General features: G+C 63.0%; 20 protein-coding genes and 1 tRNA gene. 13 read left to right on the forward strand and 8 right to left on the reverse strand.

Features of this window, described 5'->3' with window-relative positions:
- The first annotated feature begins 124 nt into the window (after positions 1–124).
- The 12 genes from HII33_RS05860 (at position 125) to HII33_RS05915 (ending at position 13,987) form a co-directional block, all read left to right on the forward strand.
- Positions 125–952: a metallophosphoesterase gene (locus HII33_RS05860; RefSeq protein ID WP_179394880.1), complete on the forward strand. Its 828-nt coding sequence runs from the start codon at positions 125–127 to the stop codon at positions 950–952.
- Positions 953–1,005: 53 nt separating this feature from the next.
- Positions 1,006–1,086, forward strand: a tRNA-Tyr gene (locus tag HII33_RS05865).
- A 179-nt stretch (positions 1,087–1,265) separates the two neighbouring features.
- Positions 1,266–3,206: an alpha/beta hydrolase family protein gene (locus HII33_RS05870; RefSeq protein WP_179394881.1), complete on the forward strand. Its 1,941-nt coding sequence runs from the start codon at positions 1,266–1,268 to the stop codon at positions 3,204–3,206.
- 19 nt (positions 3,207–3,225) lie between these two features.
- On the forward strand, positions 3,226–4,023 hold the full coding sequence (proC, locus tag HII33_RS05875; protein WP_179394882.1) for a pyrroline-5-carboxylate reductase: 798 nt from the start codon (positions 3,226–3,228) through the stop codon (positions 4,021–4,023).
- A gap of 116 nt (positions 4,024–4,139) precedes the next feature.
- Positions 4,140–4,841 carry a GntR family transcriptional regulator gene (locus HII33_RS05880; RefSeq protein WP_179394883.1) on the forward strand — a complete coding sequence of 234 codons (702 nt, stop codon included), beginning with the start codon at positions 4,140–4,142 and terminating at the stop codon, positions 4,839–4,841.
- 352 nt (positions 4,842–5,193) lie between these two features.
- Positions 5,194–6,654 carry a nicotinate phosphoribosyltransferase gene (locus tag HII33_RS05885; protein ID WP_179394884.1) on the forward strand — a complete coding sequence of 487 codons (1,461 nt, stop codon included), beginning with the start codon at positions 5,194–5,196 and terminating at the stop codon, positions 6,652–6,654.
- A gap of 127 nt (positions 6,655–6,781) precedes the next feature.
- The gene (nadE, locus tag HII33_RS05890) at positions 6,782–7,609 is read left to right on the forward strand and encodes an ammonia-dependent NAD(+) synthetase (protein ID WP_179394885.1); all 828 of its coding nucleotides are present in this window, start codon (positions 6,782–6,784) and stop codon (positions 7,607–7,609) included.
- A 224-nt stretch (positions 7,610–7,833) separates the two neighbouring features.
- Positions 7,834–10,488 (forward strand): cation-translocating P-type ATPase, encoded by a 2,655-nt coding sequence (locus tag HII33_RS05895; RefSeq protein ID WP_179394886.1) that lies wholly within the window; start codon positions 7,834–7,836, stop codon positions 10,486–10,488.
- 80 nt (positions 10,489–10,568) lie between these two features.
- Entirely contained in the window at positions 10,569–11,006 is a 438-nt protein-coding gene (locus tag HII33_RS05900) for a hypothetical protein (RefSeq protein ID WP_179394887.1), read from the forward strand.
- Between the two features lie 327 nt (positions 11,007–11,333).
- Complete coding sequence (trpX, locus tag HII33_RS05905) at positions 11,334–12,335, forward strand: tryptophan ABC transporter substrate-binding protein (protein WP_179394888.1); 1,002 nt, start codon at positions 11,334–11,336, stop codon at positions 12,333–12,335.
- A gap of 1 nt (position 12,336) precedes the next feature.
- Positions 12,337–13,236: an ABC transporter permease gene (locus HII33_RS05910; RefSeq protein ID WP_179394889.1), complete on the forward strand. Its 900-nt coding sequence runs from the start codon at positions 12,337–12,339 to the stop codon at positions 13,234–13,236.
- On the forward strand, positions 13,229–13,987 hold the full coding sequence (locus HII33_RS05915) for an ABC transporter ATP-binding protein (protein ID WP_179394890.1): 759 nt from the start codon (positions 13,229–13,231) through the stop codon (positions 13,985–13,987). The genes HII33_RS05910 and HII33_RS05915 overlap by 8 nt, the downstream gene beginning before the upstream one ends.
- Positions 13,988–14,135: 148 nt before the next feature.
- Here the strand turns inward: HII33_RS05915 and folP are convergent, their stop codons facing one another.
- Genes folP through folB form a run of 7 tightly spaced genes read right to left on the reverse strand, consistent with a single transcriptional unit; the run spans position 14,136 to position 18,468 of the window.
- On the reverse strand, positions 14,136–15,278 hold the full coding sequence (gene folP, locus HII33_RS05920; protein ID WP_179394891.1) for a dihydropteroate synthase: 1,143 nt from the start codon (positions 15,276–15,278) through the stop codon (positions 14,136–14,138).
- A complete protein-coding gene (locus HII33_RS05925) occupies positions 15,265–15,831 on the reverse strand; it encodes a non-canonical purine NTP pyrophosphatase (RefSeq protein ID WP_179394892.1) in 567 nt (188 codons plus the stop codon). Before HII33_RS05925 ends, folP begins: the two co-directional genes overlap by 14 nt.
- Positions 15,824–16,660 (reverse strand): glutamate ligase domain-containing protein, encoded by an 837-nt coding sequence (locus HII33_RS05930; RefSeq protein WP_179394893.1) that lies wholly within the window; start codon positions 16,658–16,660, stop codon positions 15,824–15,826. Before HII33_RS05930 ends, HII33_RS05925 begins: the two co-directional genes overlap by 8 nt.
- Positions 16,653–17,039, reverse strand: a complete 387-nt coding sequence (locus HII33_RS05935) for a folylpolyglutamate synthase/dihydrofolate synthase family protein (RefSeq protein ID WP_179394894.1) — start codon at positions 17,037–17,039, stop codon at positions 16,653–16,655. The genes HII33_RS05930 and HII33_RS05935 overlap by 8 nt, the downstream gene beginning before the upstream one ends.
- Positions 17,040–17,055: 16 nt before the next feature.
- Positions 17,056–17,628, reverse strand: a complete 573-nt coding sequence (gene folE, locus HII33_RS05940; RefSeq protein WP_179394895.1) for a GTP cyclohydrolase I — start codon at positions 17,626–17,628, stop codon at positions 17,056–17,058.
- 5 nt (positions 17,629–17,633) lie between these two features.
- Positions 17,634–18,119 carry a 2-amino-4-hydroxy-6-hydroxymethyldihydropteridine diphosphokinase gene (folK, locus tag HII33_RS05945; RefSeq protein ID WP_179394896.1) on the reverse strand — a complete coding sequence of 162 codons (486 nt, stop codon included), beginning with the start codon at positions 18,117–18,119 and terminating at the stop codon, positions 17,634–17,636.
- Positions 18,112–18,468 (reverse strand): dihydroneopterin aldolase, encoded by a 357-nt coding sequence (gene folB, locus HII33_RS05950; protein ID WP_179394897.1) that lies wholly within the window; start codon positions 18,466–18,468, stop codon positions 18,112–18,114. Before folB ends, folK begins: the two co-directional genes overlap by 8 nt.
- A 183-nt stretch (positions 18,469–18,651) precedes the next feature.
- Between folB and HII33_RS05955 the strand changes: the two genes are divergently transcribed.
- Complete coding sequence (locus tag HII33_RS05955) at positions 18,652–19,104, forward strand: SprT family protein (RefSeq protein WP_179394898.1); 453 nt, start codon at positions 18,652–18,654, stop codon at positions 19,102–19,104.
- Here the strand turns inward: HII33_RS05955 and HII33_RS05960 are convergent.
- Positions 19,093–19,548, reverse strand: coding sequence for a GNAT family N-acetyltransferase (locus HII33_RS05960; RefSeq protein WP_179394899.1), 456 nt, complete (start codon positions 19,546–19,548; stop codon positions 19,093–19,095). The genes HII33_RS05955 and HII33_RS05960 overlap by 12 nt on opposite strands.
- Between the last annotated feature and the right edge of the window lie 163 nt (positions 19,549–19,711).

The raw sequence follows: 19,711 nt of genomic DNA on the forward strand, positions 1-19,711 counted from the left end.
GCGTGACGGGGACTACCGCTGCGCTGAGGCCCCGTTTGGGCGTCGCGCGGTGATCACCCGGCGCGGGCTCGTGACCAGTTGCGTTGAGGCGGCGGGTATGGAACACTATGGGGGGAGGTGCGGCATGAAGATCGCGTTCAGCGTGGATAACCACATCGATGTGAATAAGCTCGACCCGCTCGAAGTCGCCGAGCGCCAGGCGGCTTACCTGACGGCCCAGGGGATCGCGGTGTACGTCAACGCCGGGGATACGTTCAACGACTTCACCAAGACCTTGGCGTTCTTCGAGTCGCTTCAGCGCCAGGCGCCAGCGACTACGGTGCGCTTCCTGGCGGGCAATCACGACCTCGTCAACGGGATCAGCTACGCGGAGGCGCAGAGCCCGGTGTCGCCGCTGTACCTGCACGAAAAAATGGTCGCACTGCCGGGCACGGACACGGTGGTCATCGGGAACAACGGCTGGTACGACTACAGTCTGGCGCCGGCGGATGCGGGTAAGACCGCGGCGGATTACGCCCAGTGGAAACGGGCTTACTGGATCGACCGCGGGATCGATCAGCCGGTGAGCGACGGCGATCGCATGGCCCGAGTGCTGGCGACGACGCAGGCCGCTGTCACTGCGGCGGCTGGCAAGCGGGTGCTGTACGCGACGCACTTTGTCCCGACGCCGCAGATGATGGTGTACGCACCGGACCACCCGCATTGGCAGATGGCGACGGCGCTGATGGGCTCGCGCCACCTCGGCAACTTGCTCGTGCGCACCGGTGTCCGCGACGTGGTCTTCGGGCACCTGCATAAGCGCCAGCCGCCACTGACGGTGGACCAGACCACGTTTCACCACCAACCGATGGGGTACGGCCTGCGCCGACTGTACGAATGGGCCAGTCCGGACTGGTACCAGGAGTGGACGCGCACGCTGGTGGTCCTGACGGTGGCGGAAAAAAACGGTTGATTTTGACCCGTGGATTTTGTATATTAAGAAGCGTTGATTCGGTCAACGCACACGGAGGATTAGCGAAGAGGCTAAACGCGACGGACTGTAAATCCGTTCCTTCGGGTTCCTAGGTTCGAATCCTAGATCCTCCATTACACAAGCGAGCAGCTGCGGCTGACTCGCTTTTTTGATGTTCGCGCGTGCCGCGGGCAGCCTAGTCGGTCTGTGGTACGTGAGGTAGACCAATTTTTTCGCGCCACGCATTGACTTGCCGCGCCCTAATCGCTAGGCTGGAAGAAAAGCAGTCTATACCGCATGACGGAGGGATACCATGAAGCAAGTGGAAGCACGCGACATTTTTGCCATCAAGACGCTGAGCTACCCGATCGGTACGGCGCAATCGGTGTTCTATCAAGAGAACTGGGTGGATGAGGCGGACAATACCTACTACAGCCGGATCCGCCACCTGGATCGGACCACCCGCAAGCGCACGACTTACGGTGCGGATCAGCGCCACGACCACGCGCCTCAGTTGAGCCAGGACGGTCAGACGCTGGCGTTTTTGAGCCAGGACCAGGCGGCTAAGACGCAGGTGTTCATCCAGGCGACCAGCGGGGGCAGTGCCCGCCAGCTGACGCACGAGCCGGCGGGCGTCGACGCGTTCTTCTGGGCGGCTGCGGACATTCTGTACACCACGCACACGCCTGTTCCGGCGGCAGGCAAGCTGCCGGTGCCGACCGTGATCACCCAGGCGCGCTACAAGCTCAACGGCGCCGGGTTCCTGCCGGAAGGGTTGACGTATTCCCTGCGACGCCAGGCACTGGGGAACAAGTCGGGCCAGGCGCTGCTGACGAGCGCAACGCCGATCGAGCTGACGGCGGTCTCGCCGGATGGGACCAAGGCGACATACAGCCAGTCTCGCATGCCGGCGGATCCGAATGACTTCAGCGACGTCGCGACGTTGCTCGACCTGACGACTGGCGAAGAAACCGTGATCAACCAGACAGTCCTAGCTGGCAGCTTCAGTGGCGTTGCGTTCGCCCATGACGGGACGCAGCTGCTCGTCTACGGGACGGACAACCACGCCCCGAACACGGCGCAGAACCACTTGTGGCATTACGACCTGACGACTCAGACCTTCACCGATGTCACCGCCGAGTGGGACCTGGAGATCAACGGGTACGTGACCGGCGACATCCAGCAGGGCTTGTCCCACCGAGTAGCGGCCTATGCGACGACGGACTATTACCTGACCACGGGGTTCGATCACGGGCGCTTCAGCCTGTACGCCGGCGGCCCGAGCGAGCCACTGGCCGTGATCCTCGGTGGGGATCGGCAGATCAGCGACTGGTCGCTGACGCCAGACGGGCGCGGGGTGCTGTTCACCGCATCAACGCTGACGACGCCGAGCCAGCTGCGTTACCTGGACCTGATCACGGAGGAAGAGACGCTGCTGGTCGATCCGAACACGGCCTACCAGCGGACCCACACGCTGGTCACGCCGGAACACTTCACCTTCACGCGCGACGGCTTCGCACTGGAGGGGTGGTACTACCGGCCAACGACTACCGGCAAGCACCCGGTGGTCCTCGACGTCCACGGTGGGCCTCAGGTCGGCTACGGCTACACGTTTTTCCACGAGATGCAGGTCCTTGCAAGCGCCGGCTACGGGGTGATCGCGATGAACCCGCGTGGGGGGCAGGGTTACGGTGAGGCGTTCCAAGCGGCGGTGATCGGGCATTACGGCCAAGGCGACTACGACGACCTGATGATGGGCGTCGACCAGGTGCTGGCGCTCGACCCGACGGCGGATGCGACCCACCTGTACGTGACTGGTGGGTCTTACGGGGGCTTCATGACCAATTGGATCGTGACGCACACCGATCGCTTCAAGGCGGCCGCGACGCAGCGCTCGATCGCCAACTGGCTCAGCTTCTACGGGACCAGCGATATCGGCTACTACTTCACGCCTTGGGAGCTGACGGGTGACTGGGCCGGTGATACTCATGACATCGAGACGCTCTGGGCGTTTTCACCACTCAAGTACGTGGACGCGGTGACCACCCCGACGCTGGTCTTACACTCGGAGCAAGATTACCGCTGCCCGATCGGCCAAGGGGAGGAGTTCTACATGGCGCTGCGCCTGCGCGGCGTCGATACGCGCTTCGTGCGCTTCCCGCAATCGAATCACGACCTGTCCCGCACCGGGTTGCCGAACCTACGCCTCGCCCGCCTGCAGGAGATCTTAGACTGGTTTGACCACCACCGCTGAGCGATAAGGAGGAACACACATGAAACTAGGCTTTATCGGCGCCGGCAATATGGCGCAAGCGATCATCGACGGCTTGTTGAAAGCCGGTACACTGCTCCCGACGGATATCGTGATCCACGGCGGCACGCCGGCGCACTATGCGGCGTATGCCGCCAAGGTCGGCGTGCAGACCGCTTCGAGCAACGCAGCGGTGGTCGAACAGGCGGACCTGGTCGTGCTGGCGGTCAAGCCTCGCCTCGCCAGCGATGTGATCGCCGAGATCCAACCGGCGCTGACCGCGAAAGTCACGCCGCTGATCTCACTGATGAGTGGGGTCTCGATCCTGCAGATCGAGGGGTATCTGGGTACCAAAGACTACCCGTTGGTCCGGACCATGCCTAACCTGAACGTTGCGATCAACGCTGGAATGACGGCGTATGCTGCGAACCCCGCTGCCCAGCCAGTGCTGGCAACGGTCGTCGGGTTGTTCGCCGCTTTGGGCGAGACGATCGAGCTGGCCGAGGCACACTTTTCCACCTTCGTGGCGCTGTCTGGCTCCAGTCCGGCCTTCGTCTACTTGTTCATCGACGCGTTGAGCCGCGCCGGCGTCAAGTACGGGCTGACCAAGGCGGCCGCGACGCGGATCGCCGCGCAGGCGGTGCTGGGCAGCGGGGCAATGGTCCTGCAGAGCAGCGAGAGCCCGTTCGACTTGATCGACAAGGTCTCGAGCCCTGGAGGCACGACCGTTGCCGGCCTGCTCGCGATGGAGGCGGCGGGCTTCATGCCGGCGGTGGTCGCCGGCGTCGACGCGACGATCGCCAAGGACCAGGAGGAGTAGACCAAAGTTTTGGCCGATGGGTTGATTTTTTGGTCTATACCATTTAAACTAGACCGTGTACGTAATCTGCGCGGAGCCGCCGCCTTGAGGTGACGGTCGAGAAAGGACGACATCAGTTGGAATCTCCAGTCTATATTCAAATCCACAACCAGATCCGCCAGGACATCGAGGCCGGCAAGTGGCAAGTCGGGGACCGGATCCCCAGCGAACGCGACTTGGCCGTGACCTTCAATGTCTCGCGGATGACGCTGCGCCAAGCGATCCAGACGCTGGTCGATGAAGGGATCTTGGAGCGCCGGATCGGGGCGGGGACGTATGTCGCCAACCAGAAGGTCCAGGAGAAGGTCTCCGGGGTGACCAGCTTCACCGACATCATGATCGCGCAGGGCAAGAAGCCGTCGAGCAAGACCATCTCGTATCACGTCGCCAAGCCGTCGCTGTCCGAAAGCGAAAAGCTGCGGCTGCCCGATGGCGCACAGGTGCTGCGCATGGAGCGGATCCGATACGCAGACGGCGTGCCGATCAGCTTCGAAGTCGCGACGGTGCCTTACGACCTGGTCAAGGACTTCTCCAAGAGCGAAGTGACGAAGTCGTTCTACCACACGCTGGAAAAAAAGGGTGGCTACCACCTCGGTGGCGCGACGCAGACTGTCAGCGCACAGCTGGCGTCGGAACGCATCGCGGACTTCTTGGAGATCAAGCGAGGCGAGGCGATCTTGCGGTTGCGCCAGACCTCCCTGCTGCAAGACGGCCGGCCGTTCGAGTACGTCCGCACCCAGTACGTGGGTGAGCGTTTCGAATTTTACCTCGAACGCTGATGCAGCGCCCCTAGGGGGCTGTGCCATAACGCGGGTTTAGCCCAGAGTATAAGAGCGATCCCCTGAAAAACCCGAACTTAGGTTTTGCAGGGGATCGCTCTTATACGGCTAGGGCGTTGCGTTATGGCACGTAACGTTCTGGAATAGTCGTGCCACCAGAAGTTATGTCATACCCCCCTGTTTGGGTTTGGGGCCGCTTACGACCCGAAGCGCCCGCTGTCGCGACACCTTTTGCGGCTCAGCGACGCCGTCAGGCAGATTTCTGGTATAATGGTCACCAAGCTGGTTGAATAATACTGAACGCCTGATGGGCGATAACGGCAGGCGACTGCCGATAAAGGAGAAAACTCGCATGACCTATGAAGATGACAGTTTGGTCCTTCATACAGATTTTTATGAGCTGAACATGATGTATACGTACTGGCAGCAGGGGATCGCCGAGAAGAACGCGGTGTTTGAGATGTACTTCCGCGACCTACCGTTCGGCAGTGGATTTGCCGTGTTTGCCGGCCTTGAACACGTGGTGGATTACTTGCAGGCGCTGCGCTTCAGTGACAGTGACCTCGCGTACCTGCGTGAGACGACCGAGTGGCCGGAGGCGTTTCTCGACTACCTGCGGGACCTCAAGTTCACCTGCAGCGTCCGCGCCGCGGTCGAAGGCGACCTGGTGTTCAACAATGAGCCGATCCTGCAGGTCGAAGGGCCGCTGGCCCAGGGGCAGCTGATCGAAACGGCGCTGTTGAACATGGTCAATTACCAGACGCTCGTTGCGACGAAGGCGGCGCGGATCCGAGCAGTGGTCGGCAACGATCCGCTGATGGAATTCGGGACGCGGCGTGCCCAGGAGACGGAAGCGGCGATCTGGGGCACGCGGGCGGCCTTCATCGGCGGCTTCAACTCCACCAGTAACGTGCGGGCCGGCAAGCGCTTCGGCATCCCGATCTCTGGGACGCACGCCCACGCACTGGTGCAGGCGTACCGCGATGATTACGCCGCCTTCAAGGCGTATGCGGAGGCCAACCGCGACGTCACCTTCTTGGTGGACACCTACGACACGTTGCGCTCCGGGGTGCCGGCGGCGATCCGTGTGGCCAAGGAGATGGGCGCCAAGATCAACTTCCAAGGTGTGCGCATCGACTCAGGGGACATGGCGTACATCTCCAAGCGCGTCCGTCAGCAGCTCGATGAGGCAGGGTTCACGGACACCAAGATCGTCGCGTCGAACGACTTGGACGAGCACACGATCCAGAACCTGAAGATGCAAGGCGCTAAGATCGATATCTGGGGCGTCGGGACCAAAGTGATCACCGCGTACGATCACCCCGCGCTCGGGGCGGTGTACAAGCTCGTCGCGATCGAAGACGAAGGCGGCGAGATGGTCGATACCATCAAGCTGTCCAGCAACGCTGAGAAGGTCTCGACGCCGGGCAAAAAGCAGGTCTGGCGCATCACGCGCCACGCCAACGGCAAGTCCGAAGGAGATTACATCAGCCTGGCCGATGAGGACATCACCGATCTGGATGAGCTGTACATGTTCCACCCGAGTTACACCTACATCAACAAGACGGTCACGGACTTCGACGCGCGGCCGGTGCTGAAGCCGATTTTTGACCAAGGAGAGCTGGTCTACCAGCTCCCGAGTCTGAGTGACATCCGCGAATTCTGCATGCACAGCGTGGCGAGTCTGTGGGATGAGTACACGCGCGTCTTGAATCCGCAGGAGTACCCGGTCGACTTGTCGCAGGCGGCCTGGGACAACAAGATGAACCTGATCAAGCACATCAAGACCAAAGTGGCCAAGGGCAAGCTCTAGGCCGGCGACCGAGCCTGCCTGGTGCAGGCTTTTTTCGCCTCGATGACAGTATAGCTGACACGACCGCGTGCGCGGGCGCACCGATCGCGGTACAGTAGTCGTGAACTCAAACAACGGAGGCAACAACATGCGTGAACTGCAACAAGAGATCATCACCGCCCTCGGCGTTCAGCCGACCATCGACCCGAACGCGGAGATCCGCCGCAGCGTCGATTTTTTGAAGGCATACATCCGGCATTATCCGGGGCTGCACACCTATGTGCTCGGGATCTCCGGCGGTCAGGATTCGACGCTTGCAGGGACACTGGCCCAACAGGCGATGCAGGAGCTGCGTGCCGAGACCGGGGATCAGGCCTACCGCTTCATCGCGGTGCGCTTGCCGTACGGTGAGCAGGCAGACGAGGCGGACGCGATGGCGGCGATCGCTTTCATGCAGGCGGATGAGACCGCACGCGTCAACATCAAGGCCAGCGTCGACGCGATGGTCAGCGCGGTGGCGGCGAACGGCGAGGTGATCTCGGACTTCAATAAGGGGAACATCAAGGCCCGCGCCCGCATGATTGCCCAGTATGCAATCGCGGGCGCACGCGCCGGGGTCGTGATCGGGACCGACCACGCGGCAGAGGCGATCACCGGGTTTTATACCAAATTCGGGGATGGCGGTGCTGACGTGACGCCGCTAGCCCGACTGGACAAGCGGCAAGGGGCGGCGATGCTGCGGGTGCTCGGCGCCCCAGCGCACCTCTACGAGAAGACGCCGACCGCTGACCTAGAGGAAGACCGGCCATCACTGCCAGATGAAGTTGCGCTGGGCGTGACCTACGGCGATATCGACGACTATCTGGAAGGCAAGGCCATCGATGCGGCCGCTGCGGATAAGATCGAGGCGTGGTACCAGAAGTCTGCGCATAAGCGGCACCTGCCGATCACGGTGTTCGACACGTTTTGGCGGTGAGTGGGTTCGGCGAGTTGACCGTACCCGCTTGCGCAACGCCGGTTGACACAGTATACTGTTATTGTAGACATAAGGGAGTAACTAGCGGTTGATCCGCGGCAGTGCCACCAGCTAGGCTAAAATTCTGGCGCTGCCTTAATCAGTGAGACTTATGGATCGTCTATTTAGGCGGCCGTAAGTCTCTTTTTTATCCGCCAGCCCGGCTATCAAAAGGAGGAACCACATTGACCGATAAACCCGCATACGCGCTCACCGAGCGCGAAACGCTAGACCGCGTCGGGACGGAGCTCGCGACCGGGCTTTCTGCCGCCGAAGCGAAGACCCGCCTGGCCAATAACGGCCCCAACGCGTTGGCGAAGGGGGAGAAGAAGACGCTGGCTCAGCGCTTCTTGGACCAATTCAAGGACTTCATGATCATCGTCTTGCTGGTCGCGGCCCTGATCGCCGGCTTCGTCGTGCACGAGTGGGCCGACGCCGGGATCATCCTGGCGGTCGTGATCCTCAACGCCGTCTTCGGCGTGTTCCAGGAGAGCAAGGCCGAAGAGGCGATCGACGCGTTGCAAAAAATGGCGACGCCGAATGCCCATGTCCGCCGCGGCGGCCAGGTCGTGACGATCCCGAGCGACTCGCTGGTCGTCGGCGACATCGTGCTGCTGGAAGCCGGCGACGTGGTGCCAGCTGACTTGCGCCTACTGGAGTCCGCGAACCTCAAGAGCGAAGAATCCGCGTTGACCGGCGAGTCCGTACCGGTGGAGAAGACCACTGGGGTCTTGGACTCAACGGAGGTCGGGATCGGGGACCGCACGAACATGGCCTTCATGAACGCGAACATCACCTACGGCCGCGGGGTCGGGGTGGTCGTCGCGACCGGGATGGACACGGAAGTTGGCCGGATCGCCGGCATGATCAACGCGGCCGGCGACACGACCACGCCGCTGCAGGAGAACCTGAAGGCGTTGGGCAAGACCCTGACCGTGATGATCCTTGTGATCGCTGCGATCGTCTTTGCTGTCGGGCTGTGGCGCGGGGCGGCGAGCCTGCCCGAGATGTTCTTGACCGCGATCTCGCTGGCGGTCGCAGCGATCCCAGAAGGGCTGCCGGCGATCGTCACGATCATCTTGGCGCTGGGCACCCAGAAGATGGCCAAACGCAACGCCTTGGTGCGCAAGCTCCCGGCGGTTGAGACGCTGGGGTCGACCGATATCATCGCCTCGGATAAGACCGGGACGCTGACGCAAAACAAGATGACCGTCGAGAAGGTCTACTACGATGGTGCGTTGCATGACGCGGCCGACGGGATCACCGGCGGCAACCCACTGATGACCATCATGAACTTCGCCAACGACACGAAGATCCAAGAAGATGGGACGATGCTGGGCGATCCGACCGAGACCGCCTTGGTGGCTTACGGAATCAAGCATGAGTTCGACTTGCACCGCAAGCTGACCGGCGAACCGCGGGTGGCCGAGGTGCCGTTCGACTCCGAGCGGAAGCTGATGTCGACGATCCACCAGCTGCCAAGCGGCGGCTATCTGGTCGCGACGAAGGGGGCGCCGGATCAGCTGCTGAAGCGGGTGACGCGGATCGCGACAGGGGCGGATGTCCGGCCGATGACGGACGCAGACCGCGAGACCATTCTGGCCGAAAACACGGCGATGGCTAAGCAGGCGCTGCGCGTGCTGATGATGGCGTACCGCCAGATCCCTGAGGTACCAGACGACGTCGATTCTGACACGATCGAGTCCGACTTGATCTTCGCCGGGCTGGTCGGCATGATCGACCCGGAGCGGCCGGAAGCAGCTAAGGCCGTCGCGGAGGCGAAGGCGGCGGGGATCCGCCCGATTATGATCACCGGGGACCACCAGGACACCGCAGAGGCGATCGCCGTGCGGCTGGGGATCATCGACGCCGGGGATGACGACGCCGTGATCACCGGGGCCGAGCTCGACCAGCAGTCCGACGAGAAATTCGGGCGCAACGTTACCAAGTACAGCGTGTACGCTCGGGTGGCGCCGGAACACAAGGTCCGGATCGTCAACGCCTGGCAGAAGCGCGGCAAAGTGGTCGCAATGACTGGCGACGGGGTCAACGATGCACCAGCGCTTAAGGCGGCGGACATCGGGATCGGGATGGGCATCACCGGAACGGAAGTCTCCAAGGGGGCCTCCGACATGGTGCTGGCCGACGACAACTTCTCGACTATCGTGGTGGCGGTCGAAGAGGGGCGCAAGGTCTTCTCCAACATCCAAAAGAGTATCCAGTATCTGCTGTCCGCGAACCTCGGTGAGGTGCTCACCTTGTTCATGATGACCATGCTGGGCTGGGACCTGCTGGCACCGGTGCACATCCTGTGGATCAACTTGGTGACCGACACGTTCCCTGCGATTGCACTGGGCGTCGAACCGACGGAACCGGGGATCATGAACCAGAAACCGCGCGGGCGCAAATCCAACTTCTTCTCCGGTGGCGTCGGGCCGGCGGTGATCTGGCAGGGGCTGCTTGAAGGCGCGCTGACGCTCGGGGTCTACTTCATCGGGATCACTTGGCCGGTGCACACTGGTAGCGCCGCGGTGCATGCTGATGCGTTGACGATGGCCTACGCGACGCTGGGGCTGATCCAGCTGTTCCACGCGTTCAACGTCAAGTCGATCCACCAGAGCCTCTTCACGGTCGGTGCCTTCCGCAACAAGGCGTTCAACTGGGCAATCCTGACGTCGTTCGTCTTGCTCGCCGTCACGATCCTCGTGCCGGGCTTCAACGGGCTGTTCCACGTGACCAGCCTCGACTGGCACCAGTGGCTGACGGTCCTGGGCGCCGGGGTGGCGATCATTGTGATCGTGGAATTGGTAAAATTGATTTTACGTCAACGCAAAAACTAGTACACTGATAATAGACAGCACCCGCCGGGACTTCTCGGCGGGTGTTTGCGACCCGCCTCGTGAGGCTAAGGAGGAACATGATGAATAAGAATCAGGTGAAGCTGCTGCATTACGGTCAGGTGGTCAACCGCGTGATCACGCAGACCGAAGAGATCCAAGAGACGATGAGCGCGAAGTTCGAGGCGCTGCGCACCGCGATCGATAGCGAGACGCTGGCGGCGTTCGACAGTGAAAGCTACGCCGAGACTAAGGCCGCCTTTAGCGCCGGCACGACGCAGTACGCGGCACTGGGCCAGCAACTAGACGCAGTGGCCGTTCCGGCGCGCCTGATGGGCAATCACAAGCTGATGACTAGCGCATACGCCGAGTTCGTTGCCGGCTGTGCCGCAATGACGGCCAGCCTGAATGACACTCCGGCCACGCTGGATGTCGCGGCGTTCAACGCCGCCGAGGCGGCGCAAGACGCAGCGACCGGCAAGCTGATGAAGCACCTGCAGAAGGTCTCCGCCCTAGCCTGACCCCGGTCTGCGAAAAAAATTCGCGATTAGTGTTGACAGCCTGCGCTGAAGGCCGTATCGTTAGACACAAGAAATATTCGAGGAGGAAGCCGACATGAAACATTCCGTATCTACTGTCATCAAGAGCTGGCAAAGCCAACAGTAGGTAGGTTGTCACGACACAACCTGCCAGACGCGCAGGTTGTGTCTATGTTGGCTTCCATTTCGTCCGCATAGACACCCATAGTGGGGCTATGCGGACTTTTGTTTTTCACGGCAGATTTCCGCAGCTTGCGCGGATGTCTGTCGTTTTTTTGGCACCAAGACCGATCCTAGGGGGATAAACACATGAAACGAATGATCGCAGTTGTTATCGCATTGCTGGCTTTTGTCGGGATCGCCTATGTGGCGACGCGCCCGAGCGACACCAAGACGGAGAAGAAGGCGGCCACACCGACCGTCGGGATCCTGCAGATGATGAGCCATCCGGCGCTGGACCAGATCCACAAGGGGATCATCCAGGGGTTGAAGGATGAAGGCTACACAGTGGGTAAGAACGTGAAGATCGACTTCCAGAACGCGGAGAACGATCAGAGCAACATGAAGACGATGTCCGAGCGCTTCGTCAACGAGAACGCCGATGTGGTCGTCGGCATCGCGACGCCGGCCGCCCAGGCGCTGGCTAACGCGACGAAGAAGACGCCGATCATCCTCGGCGCGATCACTGATCCGAAGGGCGCTAAGCTGGTCAAGAGCAACACACGCCCCGGCGGCAACATCACCGGCGTCTCCGACCAAGCGCCGATCGCGGCTCAGCTGAAGCTGATCCGCCAGCTGATGCCAGACGCCAAGGTGCTGGGGGTGATCGCGACCTCCAGCGATGACTCCGCGCAGACCCAAGCCAAGATGGTCGAAGCTCAGGCGGGTGATTATGGCTTCACGGTCAAGCGCTACGGCATCAGCTCCACCAACGACTTGAACCAGGTCGCCGGTGAGATGGCGACGCAGGTCGACGCTGTGTTCGTCCCGACGGATAACACGATCGCCGGGGCGATGCAGACGCTGATCGCCGCCACGGACGCCGAGAAGATCCCGGTCTTCCCGACGGTCGACACGATGGTCAAAGACGGGGGGCTTGCCACGATCGGCCTCAACCAGTTCCACTTGGGCGTGTCGACTGGTAAAATGGTCGCAGCGGCCCTGAAGGGGAAGAAGCCAGCGACGACGCCGATCCACTTCGAGACGAGCGGCGATCTGATCGTTAACCTGAAGGAAGCCAAGAAGCTGGGGATCACGATCCCAGCCAGCGTGGTCGAGAAGGCGAAGAAGACTGGGGAGGTCATCGAATAAGATGAGTTTAGGCGTATCTGCCATCGGGCAAGGATTACTTTACGGGTTACTCGGGGTCGGGCTGTTCCTGACGTTTCGCATTTTGGACTTTCCCGACATGACGGTCGAAGGAACGTTCCCGTTCGGCGCCGCCGTCGCGGTGGCGGCCATCACGCACGGGATTCACCCGGCGGTGGCGACGCTACTGGCGCTGTTGGCGGGGATGCTCGCGGGGCTGGTCACCGGTCTGCTGTCGACGAAGGGCCACATTCCGGTGCTACTCGCAGGGATCCTGGTGATGACCGGGTTGTTCTCGGTCAACTTGCGCATCATGGGGCGCGCGAACCTGTCGCTACTGAATGAGGCGAACTTGTTTGACAACGCCTTCTTGAAGTCACTTCCGCTTTATGCCGACAGTGTCGTCGTCGGACTGATCGTCTGCGTGGTGGTGGTCACCGGGCTGATCGTGTTTCTCAACACGCAGCTGGGCCAGGGCTTCATCGCCGCCGGGGATAACCCGACGATGGCCCGCAGCCTCGGCATCGATCCGGCACACCAGCAGGTCCTGGGGCTGGTGATCGGCAACGGCTTGATCGGCCTGTCCGGCGGCCTGATCGCCCAGAACAACGGGTATGCCGACGTGAACATGGGGATCGGCGTGATCGTGATCGGGCTGGCCGCAATCATTATCGGCGAGGTCGTGTTCGGTCAGCTGAGCCTGAGCCAGCGGTTGGTCGCCACGGTGCTCGGCAGCGTGCTGTATCGCTTTGTGCTCCTGATCGTGCTCAAACTCGGCTTCAACCCGGACGACCTGAAGGTGATCTCGGCGGTCGTCTTGGCGGTCGCAATCATGGTGCCACAGCTGGAGGCGCGGTTGCGCATCCGCCGGGTTTTGCGAAACGGGGTGAAGACCAATGGTTGAGACACAATTAGCGTTGCAAGACGTGCAAGTCAACGTCGCGGTGGGCGAGACCGTCAAGCCGCTGTTGACCGAGATCAACTTAGACGTTCACGCAGGGGACTTCATCACCCTGCTGGGTAACAATGGCGCGGGCAAGTCGACGCTGTTCAACGCGATCACCGGCGACATTCCGCTGGCTGGCGGCACGATCACCCTGGCCGGCGAGGCGATCGCACGGGAAAAACCGGAGAAGCGTGCCCGCCTGATCGCGCGGGTGTTTCAGGATCCGAAGATGGGGACGGCGCCGCGGATGAGCGTGGCGGAGAACCTGGCTCTCGCGTCTCGGCGCGGGCAGCGGCTGACCTTGGCCTCGCGCAAGCTCGCCAGCCAGATGGCCGAGTTCAAGGCACTGGCGGCCCAGACCGGCAACGGGTTGGAGGCCGCACTGGATAAGCCGACCGAGCAACTGTCCGGCGGCCAGCGCCAAGCGCTCAGTCTGTTGATGGCCACGATGCGCAAGCCAGAGCTTCTGTTGCTCGATGAGCACACGGCGGCGCTCGATCCGCACACCAGCGCGGCGATCATGACGCTGACGGCGCAGATCGTGGCGCGTGAGCAGCTGACCTGCCTGATGATCACGCACCAGATGGAAGACGCGCTGAACTACGGTAACCGGCTGATCGTCCTCGATGCGGGGCGGATCGTCGCCGACTACGACGCGGCGGCGAAGGCGAAACTGACGCGGGCAGATCTGCTTCAATATTTTGGCTGAGCCATCAAGCGGTCGCAGAACCGCGTGAAAGCCCCCTGCTGAGTCGTGCCGCCAAGGCGGCTGCTTAGCAGGGGGCTTTCACGTGCGCCGGCGGTTAGCGAGCGGATACCTTTCGCCAACCGCCGGCGCAGGTCACGGGCTTGGGACGTCAGCCCAGCCAGTATGCGGTCTCGATCGTGCGCAGCATCTTGACCAACTGGACGGTCTCGGCGACGTCGTGGACGCGCAAGATGTTGCCCCCCTTGAGCACCATCGCGGCTTCGGCGACCAGGGTGACCGGCAGGCGGTCGTCTTTGGCTAAGCCGAACAGCCGGGCGCCGAAGCCTTTGCGTGAGATTGCGACCATCAGCGGCCGCTGGAAGTGGTTGAGTTGGTCGAGGTTGCGCATCATCGTGTAATCCTGCTGGCCGTCGGCGACCTGGGCGTAGCCGATCCCTTGGTCCAGCGCGATGCGGGTGCGGGCAATGCCAGCCGCCGTCAGATCGGCGAGGTTGCGCGTAAAAAAGGCGTTCATCTCCCGAGTCAGATCCTGGTACTCACGGTCGCGGTTGCTGTGCATCGTCAGCAGGCCGACCGGACTGTCAGCCAGCCGCGTGAGCTTGCGTGGATCGTCGGTGAAGCCGGTGACATCGTTGACGATATCGACGCCAAGCTTGAGGGCCTGGACCATCACCGGGTACTTGTAGGTATCGACGGCCAGCGGCAGGTCGGGGAACGCGCGGCGGAGGAAGTCAAGGACCGGCACGATGCGCGTCAGCTCGACTTCAGGGCTGATCTCAGTGAAGCCGGGGCGTGTGGTCTGGCCGCCGACTTCGATCACATCGACCCCTGCGGCGATCATTTTGGCCACCTGGGCCTGCATCGCGGCTTTGGCGACAAAGCGGCCACCGTCGTAGAACGAATCGGGCGAGACATTCAAGATCCCGTAGACCAGCGGGCGCGCAGACACATCGAAGCTGAAGCGGCCGGCCTGCCAGTGGATCCGGTGGGCGGCGTCGATCGCCTGGATCTGAGCGGCCGCCTGTGGCCAGTGCGGGGCCAGTGCGGCCTGCAGGACCGGCAGCGCGACGTGCGGGACGAGCACCCGCGTCGGGGTGTGGATGAGGTCTAAGCGATCGAACAGCGCCGCCAGGGCCGCCTGCTCCGCTGCTTGGGTGGTCACCGCGAGTAGCACCTGGCGGTCGCGGACGCAGGTGGTCTGCAGGAGTGTGTCAGCGAGTTGCTGCGTCGCTTGTAGTGGGTCGGTCTGCGCTGAGATGGTGGTCGGGGTGGTCAATTCAGTGAACTGCATCGGCGAAACCTCCTAGAAGTTGGGTGAGGGCACGTGCGCGCGGCAGGTACGTGGCCCGGCTGAGGGCAGACATTTGGGCAAGCGTCTGAGTGGCACCGACCGGCACGAGCAGGCGGTCGAACCCGCCGCTTTCTGTCCCCCTTGGGGCGTCTGCCACCGTCGCGACCAGTCGACCGGTGGCGGTGGTCACGCGGCCGCTCGGGGTGGCGAGTGCCAACACCGAGACCAGTGTCACGCGCCGATCACGGCCGGCCAGCAAGGTGAGCAACGCGGCGTTGGTGCCGTTGCGCGGCAGGCGACGCGCGGTCTGGACCCCCAGGGCGCCGGGCAAACCGCGGGCGAACAGCCCGCTGTCATCAGCGAGGCCCCAGGTATGCGGGTAGCAGCGGTGAAGCGCCTCGACTTTGGCCCGAGCGTTGGCGGCGAGGCTAAGGGGCCCTTCCTCAAGCGGTGCGCTCTCCGCCGCGCGGACGGTGTGGCCGTAGGGCCGCAGGAGCGCTGCCAGCTCGGCGAGTTTGGCGAGGTTGTGCGTCGCGACCAGCCACTCAGTCATCGATCAGGTCGCCGATCAAGTAGAAGGAGCCCGTCACAAGGATCAGGTCCTGTGGGCCTGCTGCGTCGCGCGCTGCCGCCAGTCCGGCGCGCACGGACGGGCTGAACTGACTGCCCGGGACCAGCCGCTGAAGGCGCGCGCCGCTCAAGGCTCGTTGCGGGTGGGCCGGCGTCGTGACCCAGACAGCATCGGCAAGCGTCAGCAAGTGGGCGAGTGCTTGCACGTCCTTGTCCGCCAGGAACCCAGCGACGACCAGCAGGCGCCCGCCGACCGGGCGCTGGGCGCGCAGTGTCGCGAGGACCTGGCCGAGGGCATCTGGGTTGTGGCCGGCGTCGAGGAAGGTCTGCGTGTCGAGGGCCTGCAGGCGGCCGGGGAGCTGCACGTGTGCCAGGGCCTGGCGCATCGGCTCAGCGTCGGGCAGCACCCCTTGCGCGATCAGGACCGTACTGGCTGCCCATGCAGTGCGCGCGTTGTCGACTTGATGCGCCCCGAGCATCGCGAGGTGGACTGGCTGGCCGGCGAGGGTCAGCTGGGTGCCCGTCAACGTCGCGGTGGTGACCGTGACGCTGACGGCCTGGGCCGCCACGACCGGGGCATGGTGGCGGCGGGCGGCGGTGGTGAGGACCGCCCACGCGGCCGCCGGTTGGTGCGGGGCAATCACGACCGGGGCGGCAGACTTGATGATCTGGGCCTTATTGGCCGCGATGGCTGCAACTGTTGGGCCCAGTTGGGCGGTGTGGTCAAGTGCGAGGTGGGTAAAGACGATCAGTTGGGCGGCGTGGATCGCGTTGGTCGCATCGGTCGCCCCGCCGAGACCGGCCTCAAGCACCAACCCAGTCGGTGTGGGTCTGCGCGAACCACTGCAGCGCGACTAACACGTCCCATTCGAACGTGGTGAATGCCGCGCCGGTCACGCCGAGCACCGTCTGACAGTGAGTCAGGACCTCGACGTACGCGGCCGCGGGGATCGCCATCCCGTCACGCTGGGTCTGATTGCGCGGGTCGCCCAGTGGCGGACTGGCGAAGTGACCGACGTGGTAGCCAGCGTTCGCCAGGGCCTGTGCGAGGAAGGCCCCAGTTGAGCCCTTGCCATTGGTGCCGGCGATGTGAATGAGGTGTAAGGCTTGGTCGGGGTCGCCGAGCCGGTGGAGAGCGGCGCGCAACGCAGCGACACGCCGCGGATCACCGGCCAACATGCGCTGATCCATCGCCTAGCGCAGTTGCTCATAGTCGGTCATGGGGCTGCCTCAAGGCTTGGTCAAAATCACTGCGCATCGTACCGGCTTCGGCGAACACCCCGGTGTACTGGGAGGTGTAGGTGAACAGATCACCGCGGTTGATCCCACGCATCTCCATGCAGAGGTGGCGTGCCGTGACTGTAACGGCCACACCTTGCGGAGCGAGTACCCGGGTCAGCTCGGTGACGATGCGGCTGGTCATCGCCTCTTGGACGTTGGGGCGGCGCGCCGCCCAATCGACCAGGCGGGCAAACTTACTCAGCCCCATGATCCGCCGGTCCGCCGGGAGGTAGCCGATCGTCACGTGGCCGAAGAAGGGCAGGAGGTGGTGTTCGCACATGGAGTAAAACGGGATCTGCTGGATCATGACGAGGCCTGGGTCGGCGTCGACAGTGAACACCTTCGCGTCGTTGAAGGTCGGTTGCGCGAGCGCGCTGAAGACCTCTTGGTACATCCGTGCGACGCGGGCGGGGGTCTCTTTCAAGCCGGCGCGATCAGGGGTCTCGCCGACCGCCGTCAAAAGCGCGTGGACGGCGGTTTCCATCTGGTGTGTGTCCATCTCAGTCATCCTTTGTCTTCAGTGTAGGGGCGCACCCAGTGGGTGTCGGGGGTCGTCGCGAGCAGGTGGTGGACCTGGGCCCGCAGGCTGCCGTGAGCGACCTCGAGCAGCGGTTCGAGCACGAAGCGCCGCTTCCCGATCTCTGGATGGGGCAGCGTCAATTGGGGGGTCGCCATCACCAGGTGACCGTAGTAGAGCAGGTCCAGGTCAAGTGTCCGCGGCCCCCAGTGGACCAGGCGCTCGCGGTGTTGCGCGCGTTCGATCGCTTGGAGTTGCTGGAGCAAGGCGTCGGCTCGCTGCGTCGTGTCAAAGCGGACGACCTGGTTGAGGAAGTCGCCTTGAGGCACGCCGCCGACCGGTTCGGTCTCATAGACGCGTGAGGCGCGCAATCCGCTCAGCCCCGGTAGCGCCTGAAGCGCCACGCGCGCCGCTTGAAGCGTCGCCAGTCGTGCCCCAAGGTTGCTGCCGAGGGCGACATAGGCCTCAGTCATCGGTGTTCACCTCGATCTCGACCGTGTCGAAGACCCCGGCGATCGGTACCGCACCTTTGCGGATCCGCAGCGTGATCCCGTGGACGGCAAACTGCGCCTGCAGGTGGGTGAGCAGGTGGTTGGCCAGTGATTCGATCAGCTGGTACGAATGGGTCGCCACGAACTCGGCGATCTCGCGGTAGACGTCGCCGTAGTTGATCGTTTCGCTGAGGTCGTCGTGCTGGACCTGCGTTTCGATCGGCAGACGCAGGGCGATGTCGATGGCCAGTCGCTGGCCGAGGCGCCGCTCCTCTGCGTAGACCCCGTTGTAGGTGTGAAACTGCATATTGGTGATGCGAATGACGCCCATAACTTGTGCACTTCCTCTCAATTAACGAATGATCAGCCGGTTAGTGGCCCTATTATAGCGTGACGTTTCGAAGAAAGACAATCAATTTAACCGAACCGTTCAGGTTTTCTCATCTCGCAGCCACGCCAAAGACCCGCCTCAAGCGGGCGGGACAATGCGCGTGATTTGTGATACAGTGGCCGCATGACAGATCAAGACTTACAACGACTCGTCGAGTCGCTTTCACTTCAGGCCTTCGGGCGACCATTCGTCCATCAGGCGCGTTTCAACGCCCGCTTGCGCACCACCGGTGGGCGATTTCACCTCAGCGACCAGCACCTCGACTTCAACCCCCACCTGTTTGCTGCCTGTGGCGCGGACGTGCAGGCGGGGATCATCAAGCATGAACTGTGCCACTACCACCTGTACCGCGCGCACCGGGGCTATCAGCACAAGGACCGCGCATTCAAGGCATTGCTGGCGGCGGTCGGCGGGCTGCGCTTCGCCCCGCGCCTGACGCCGGTGGCGCCACCGCGCTATCAATACCGGTGCACCCACTGCGGGATGCGGTACCCCCGCCAGCGGCGCATGAACCTAGCTCGGGTCGTGTGCGGGCGGTGCCACCACCGGTTGCAACTGGTCGCCTCAGCGCATTAGGGTGAGGGTCGTCTCGGTGAACCCTTGGGCCGCGTAGAACTGGCGCGCCGCGGTGTTGGCCGCCAAGACATTCAGCTGCAGGAACGCCAGGTCGTTGGCCTGACGCCAGGCGTCAACGGCCACTAATAACTGGTGCCCGAGCCCCTGCCGGCGGGCCGCCGGGGTGAGGTAGATGTCGATCAGGTAGGCAAAGCGGTGCGGCACCGCCTCTGCCTCGACCCCGGTCGTCGCCGTGACGGCCAAGGCGAAGCCGACAATGGTGTCGGCGTGGGTGGCGACCCACACACCGCTCGCGTCATCGGTGATGTAGTCGCGAAAATAGCCGGTCTTCGGCGCATTCAGCGGGCGGATCACCGTCGGGGCCAGGGTCGCCATCTCGTGGGTCAAGTCGGTGTACAAGGCGGCGATCGCCGCCGCGTCTGGTAGGGTCGCAAGTCGGATCATGAAGCAGGCCTTCTTTCGGAGTGATTACGTTCATTATGCGGCACCGCGCGGTAAGATGCGAGCCACGCGGCGGGCCTAAAGCGGACTTTTGGCCCGTCGCGAGGCTGGACTAGTCGTGGACAAAAAACAGGGGCGCGACAAAACTCGCGCCCCTGCTGTGCCG

The organism is Lacticaseibacillus absianus, assembly GCF_013407595.1.
Taxonomy (GTDB): Bacteria; Bacillota; Bacilli; order Lactobacillales; family Lactobacillaceae; genus Lacticaseibacillus; species Lacticaseibacillus absianus.

Bases quoted from the DNA above. Each gene is read 5' to 3' on its own strand.
- folK (WP_179394896.1), bottom strand. From the start codon at position 18,119: ATGACTGAGGCCTATGTCGCCCTCGGCAGCAACCTTGGGGCACGACTG.
- folE (WP_179394895.1), bottom strand. From the start codon at position 17,628: ATGGACACACACCAGATGGAAACCGCCGTCCACGCGCTTTTGACGGCG.
- HII33_RS05915 (WP_179394890.1), top strand. From the start codon at position 13,229: ATGGTTGAGACACAATTAGCGTTGCAAGACGTGCAAGTCAACGTCGCG.
- HII33_RS05955 (WP_179394898.1), top strand. From the start codon at position 18,652: ATGACAGATCAAGACTTACAACGACTCGTCGAGTCGCTTTCACTTCAG.
- nadE (WP_179394885.1), top strand. From the start codon at position 6,782: ATGCGTGAACTGCAACAAGAGATCATCACCGCCCTCGGCGTTCAGCCG.
- trpX (WP_179394888.1), top strand. From the start codon at position 11,334: ATGAAACGAATGATCGCAGTTGTTATCGCATTGCTGGCTTTTGTCGGG.
- HII33_RS05870 (WP_179394881.1), top strand. From the start codon at position 1,266: ATGAAGCAAGTGGAAGCACGCGACATTTTTGCCATCAAGACGCTGAGC.
- HII33_RS05885 (WP_179394884.1), top strand. From the start codon at position 5,194: ATGACCTATGAAGATGACAGTTTGGTCCTTCATACAGATTTTTATGAG.
- HII33_RS05935 (WP_179394894.1), bottom strand. From the start codon at position 17,039: ATGGATCAGCGCATGTTGGCCGGTGATCCGCGGCGTGTCGCTGCGTTG.
- HII33_RS05960 (WP_179394899.1), bottom strand. From the start codon at position 19,548: ATGATCCGACTTGCGACCCTACCAGACGCGGCGGCGATCGCCGCCTTG.
- HII33_RS05860 (WP_179394880.1), top strand. From the start codon at position 125: ATGAAGATCGCGTTCAGCGTGGATAACCACATCGATGTGAATAAGCTC.
- proC (WP_179394882.1), top strand. From the start codon at position 3,226: ATGAAACTAGGCTTTATCGGCGCCGGCAATATGGCGCAAGCGATCATC.
- HII33_RS05900 (WP_179394887.1), top strand. From the start codon at position 10,569: ATGAATAAGAATCAGGTGAAGCTGCTGCATTACGGTCAGGTGGTCAAC.
- folP (WP_179394891.1), bottom strand. From the start codon at position 15,278: ATGCAGTTCACTGAATTGACCACCCCGACCACCATCTCAGCGCAGACC.
- folB (WP_179394897.1), bottom strand. From the start codon at position 18,468: ATGGGCGTCATTCGCATCACCAATATGCAGTTTCACACCTACAACGGG.
- HII33_RS05910 (WP_179394889.1), top strand. From the start codon at position 12,337: ATGAGTTTAGGCGTATCTGCCATCGGGCAAGGATTACTTTACGGGTTA.
- HII33_RS05925 (WP_179394892.1), bottom strand. From the start codon at position 15,831: ATGACTGAGTGGCTGGTCGCGACGCACAACCTCGCCAAACTCGCCGAG.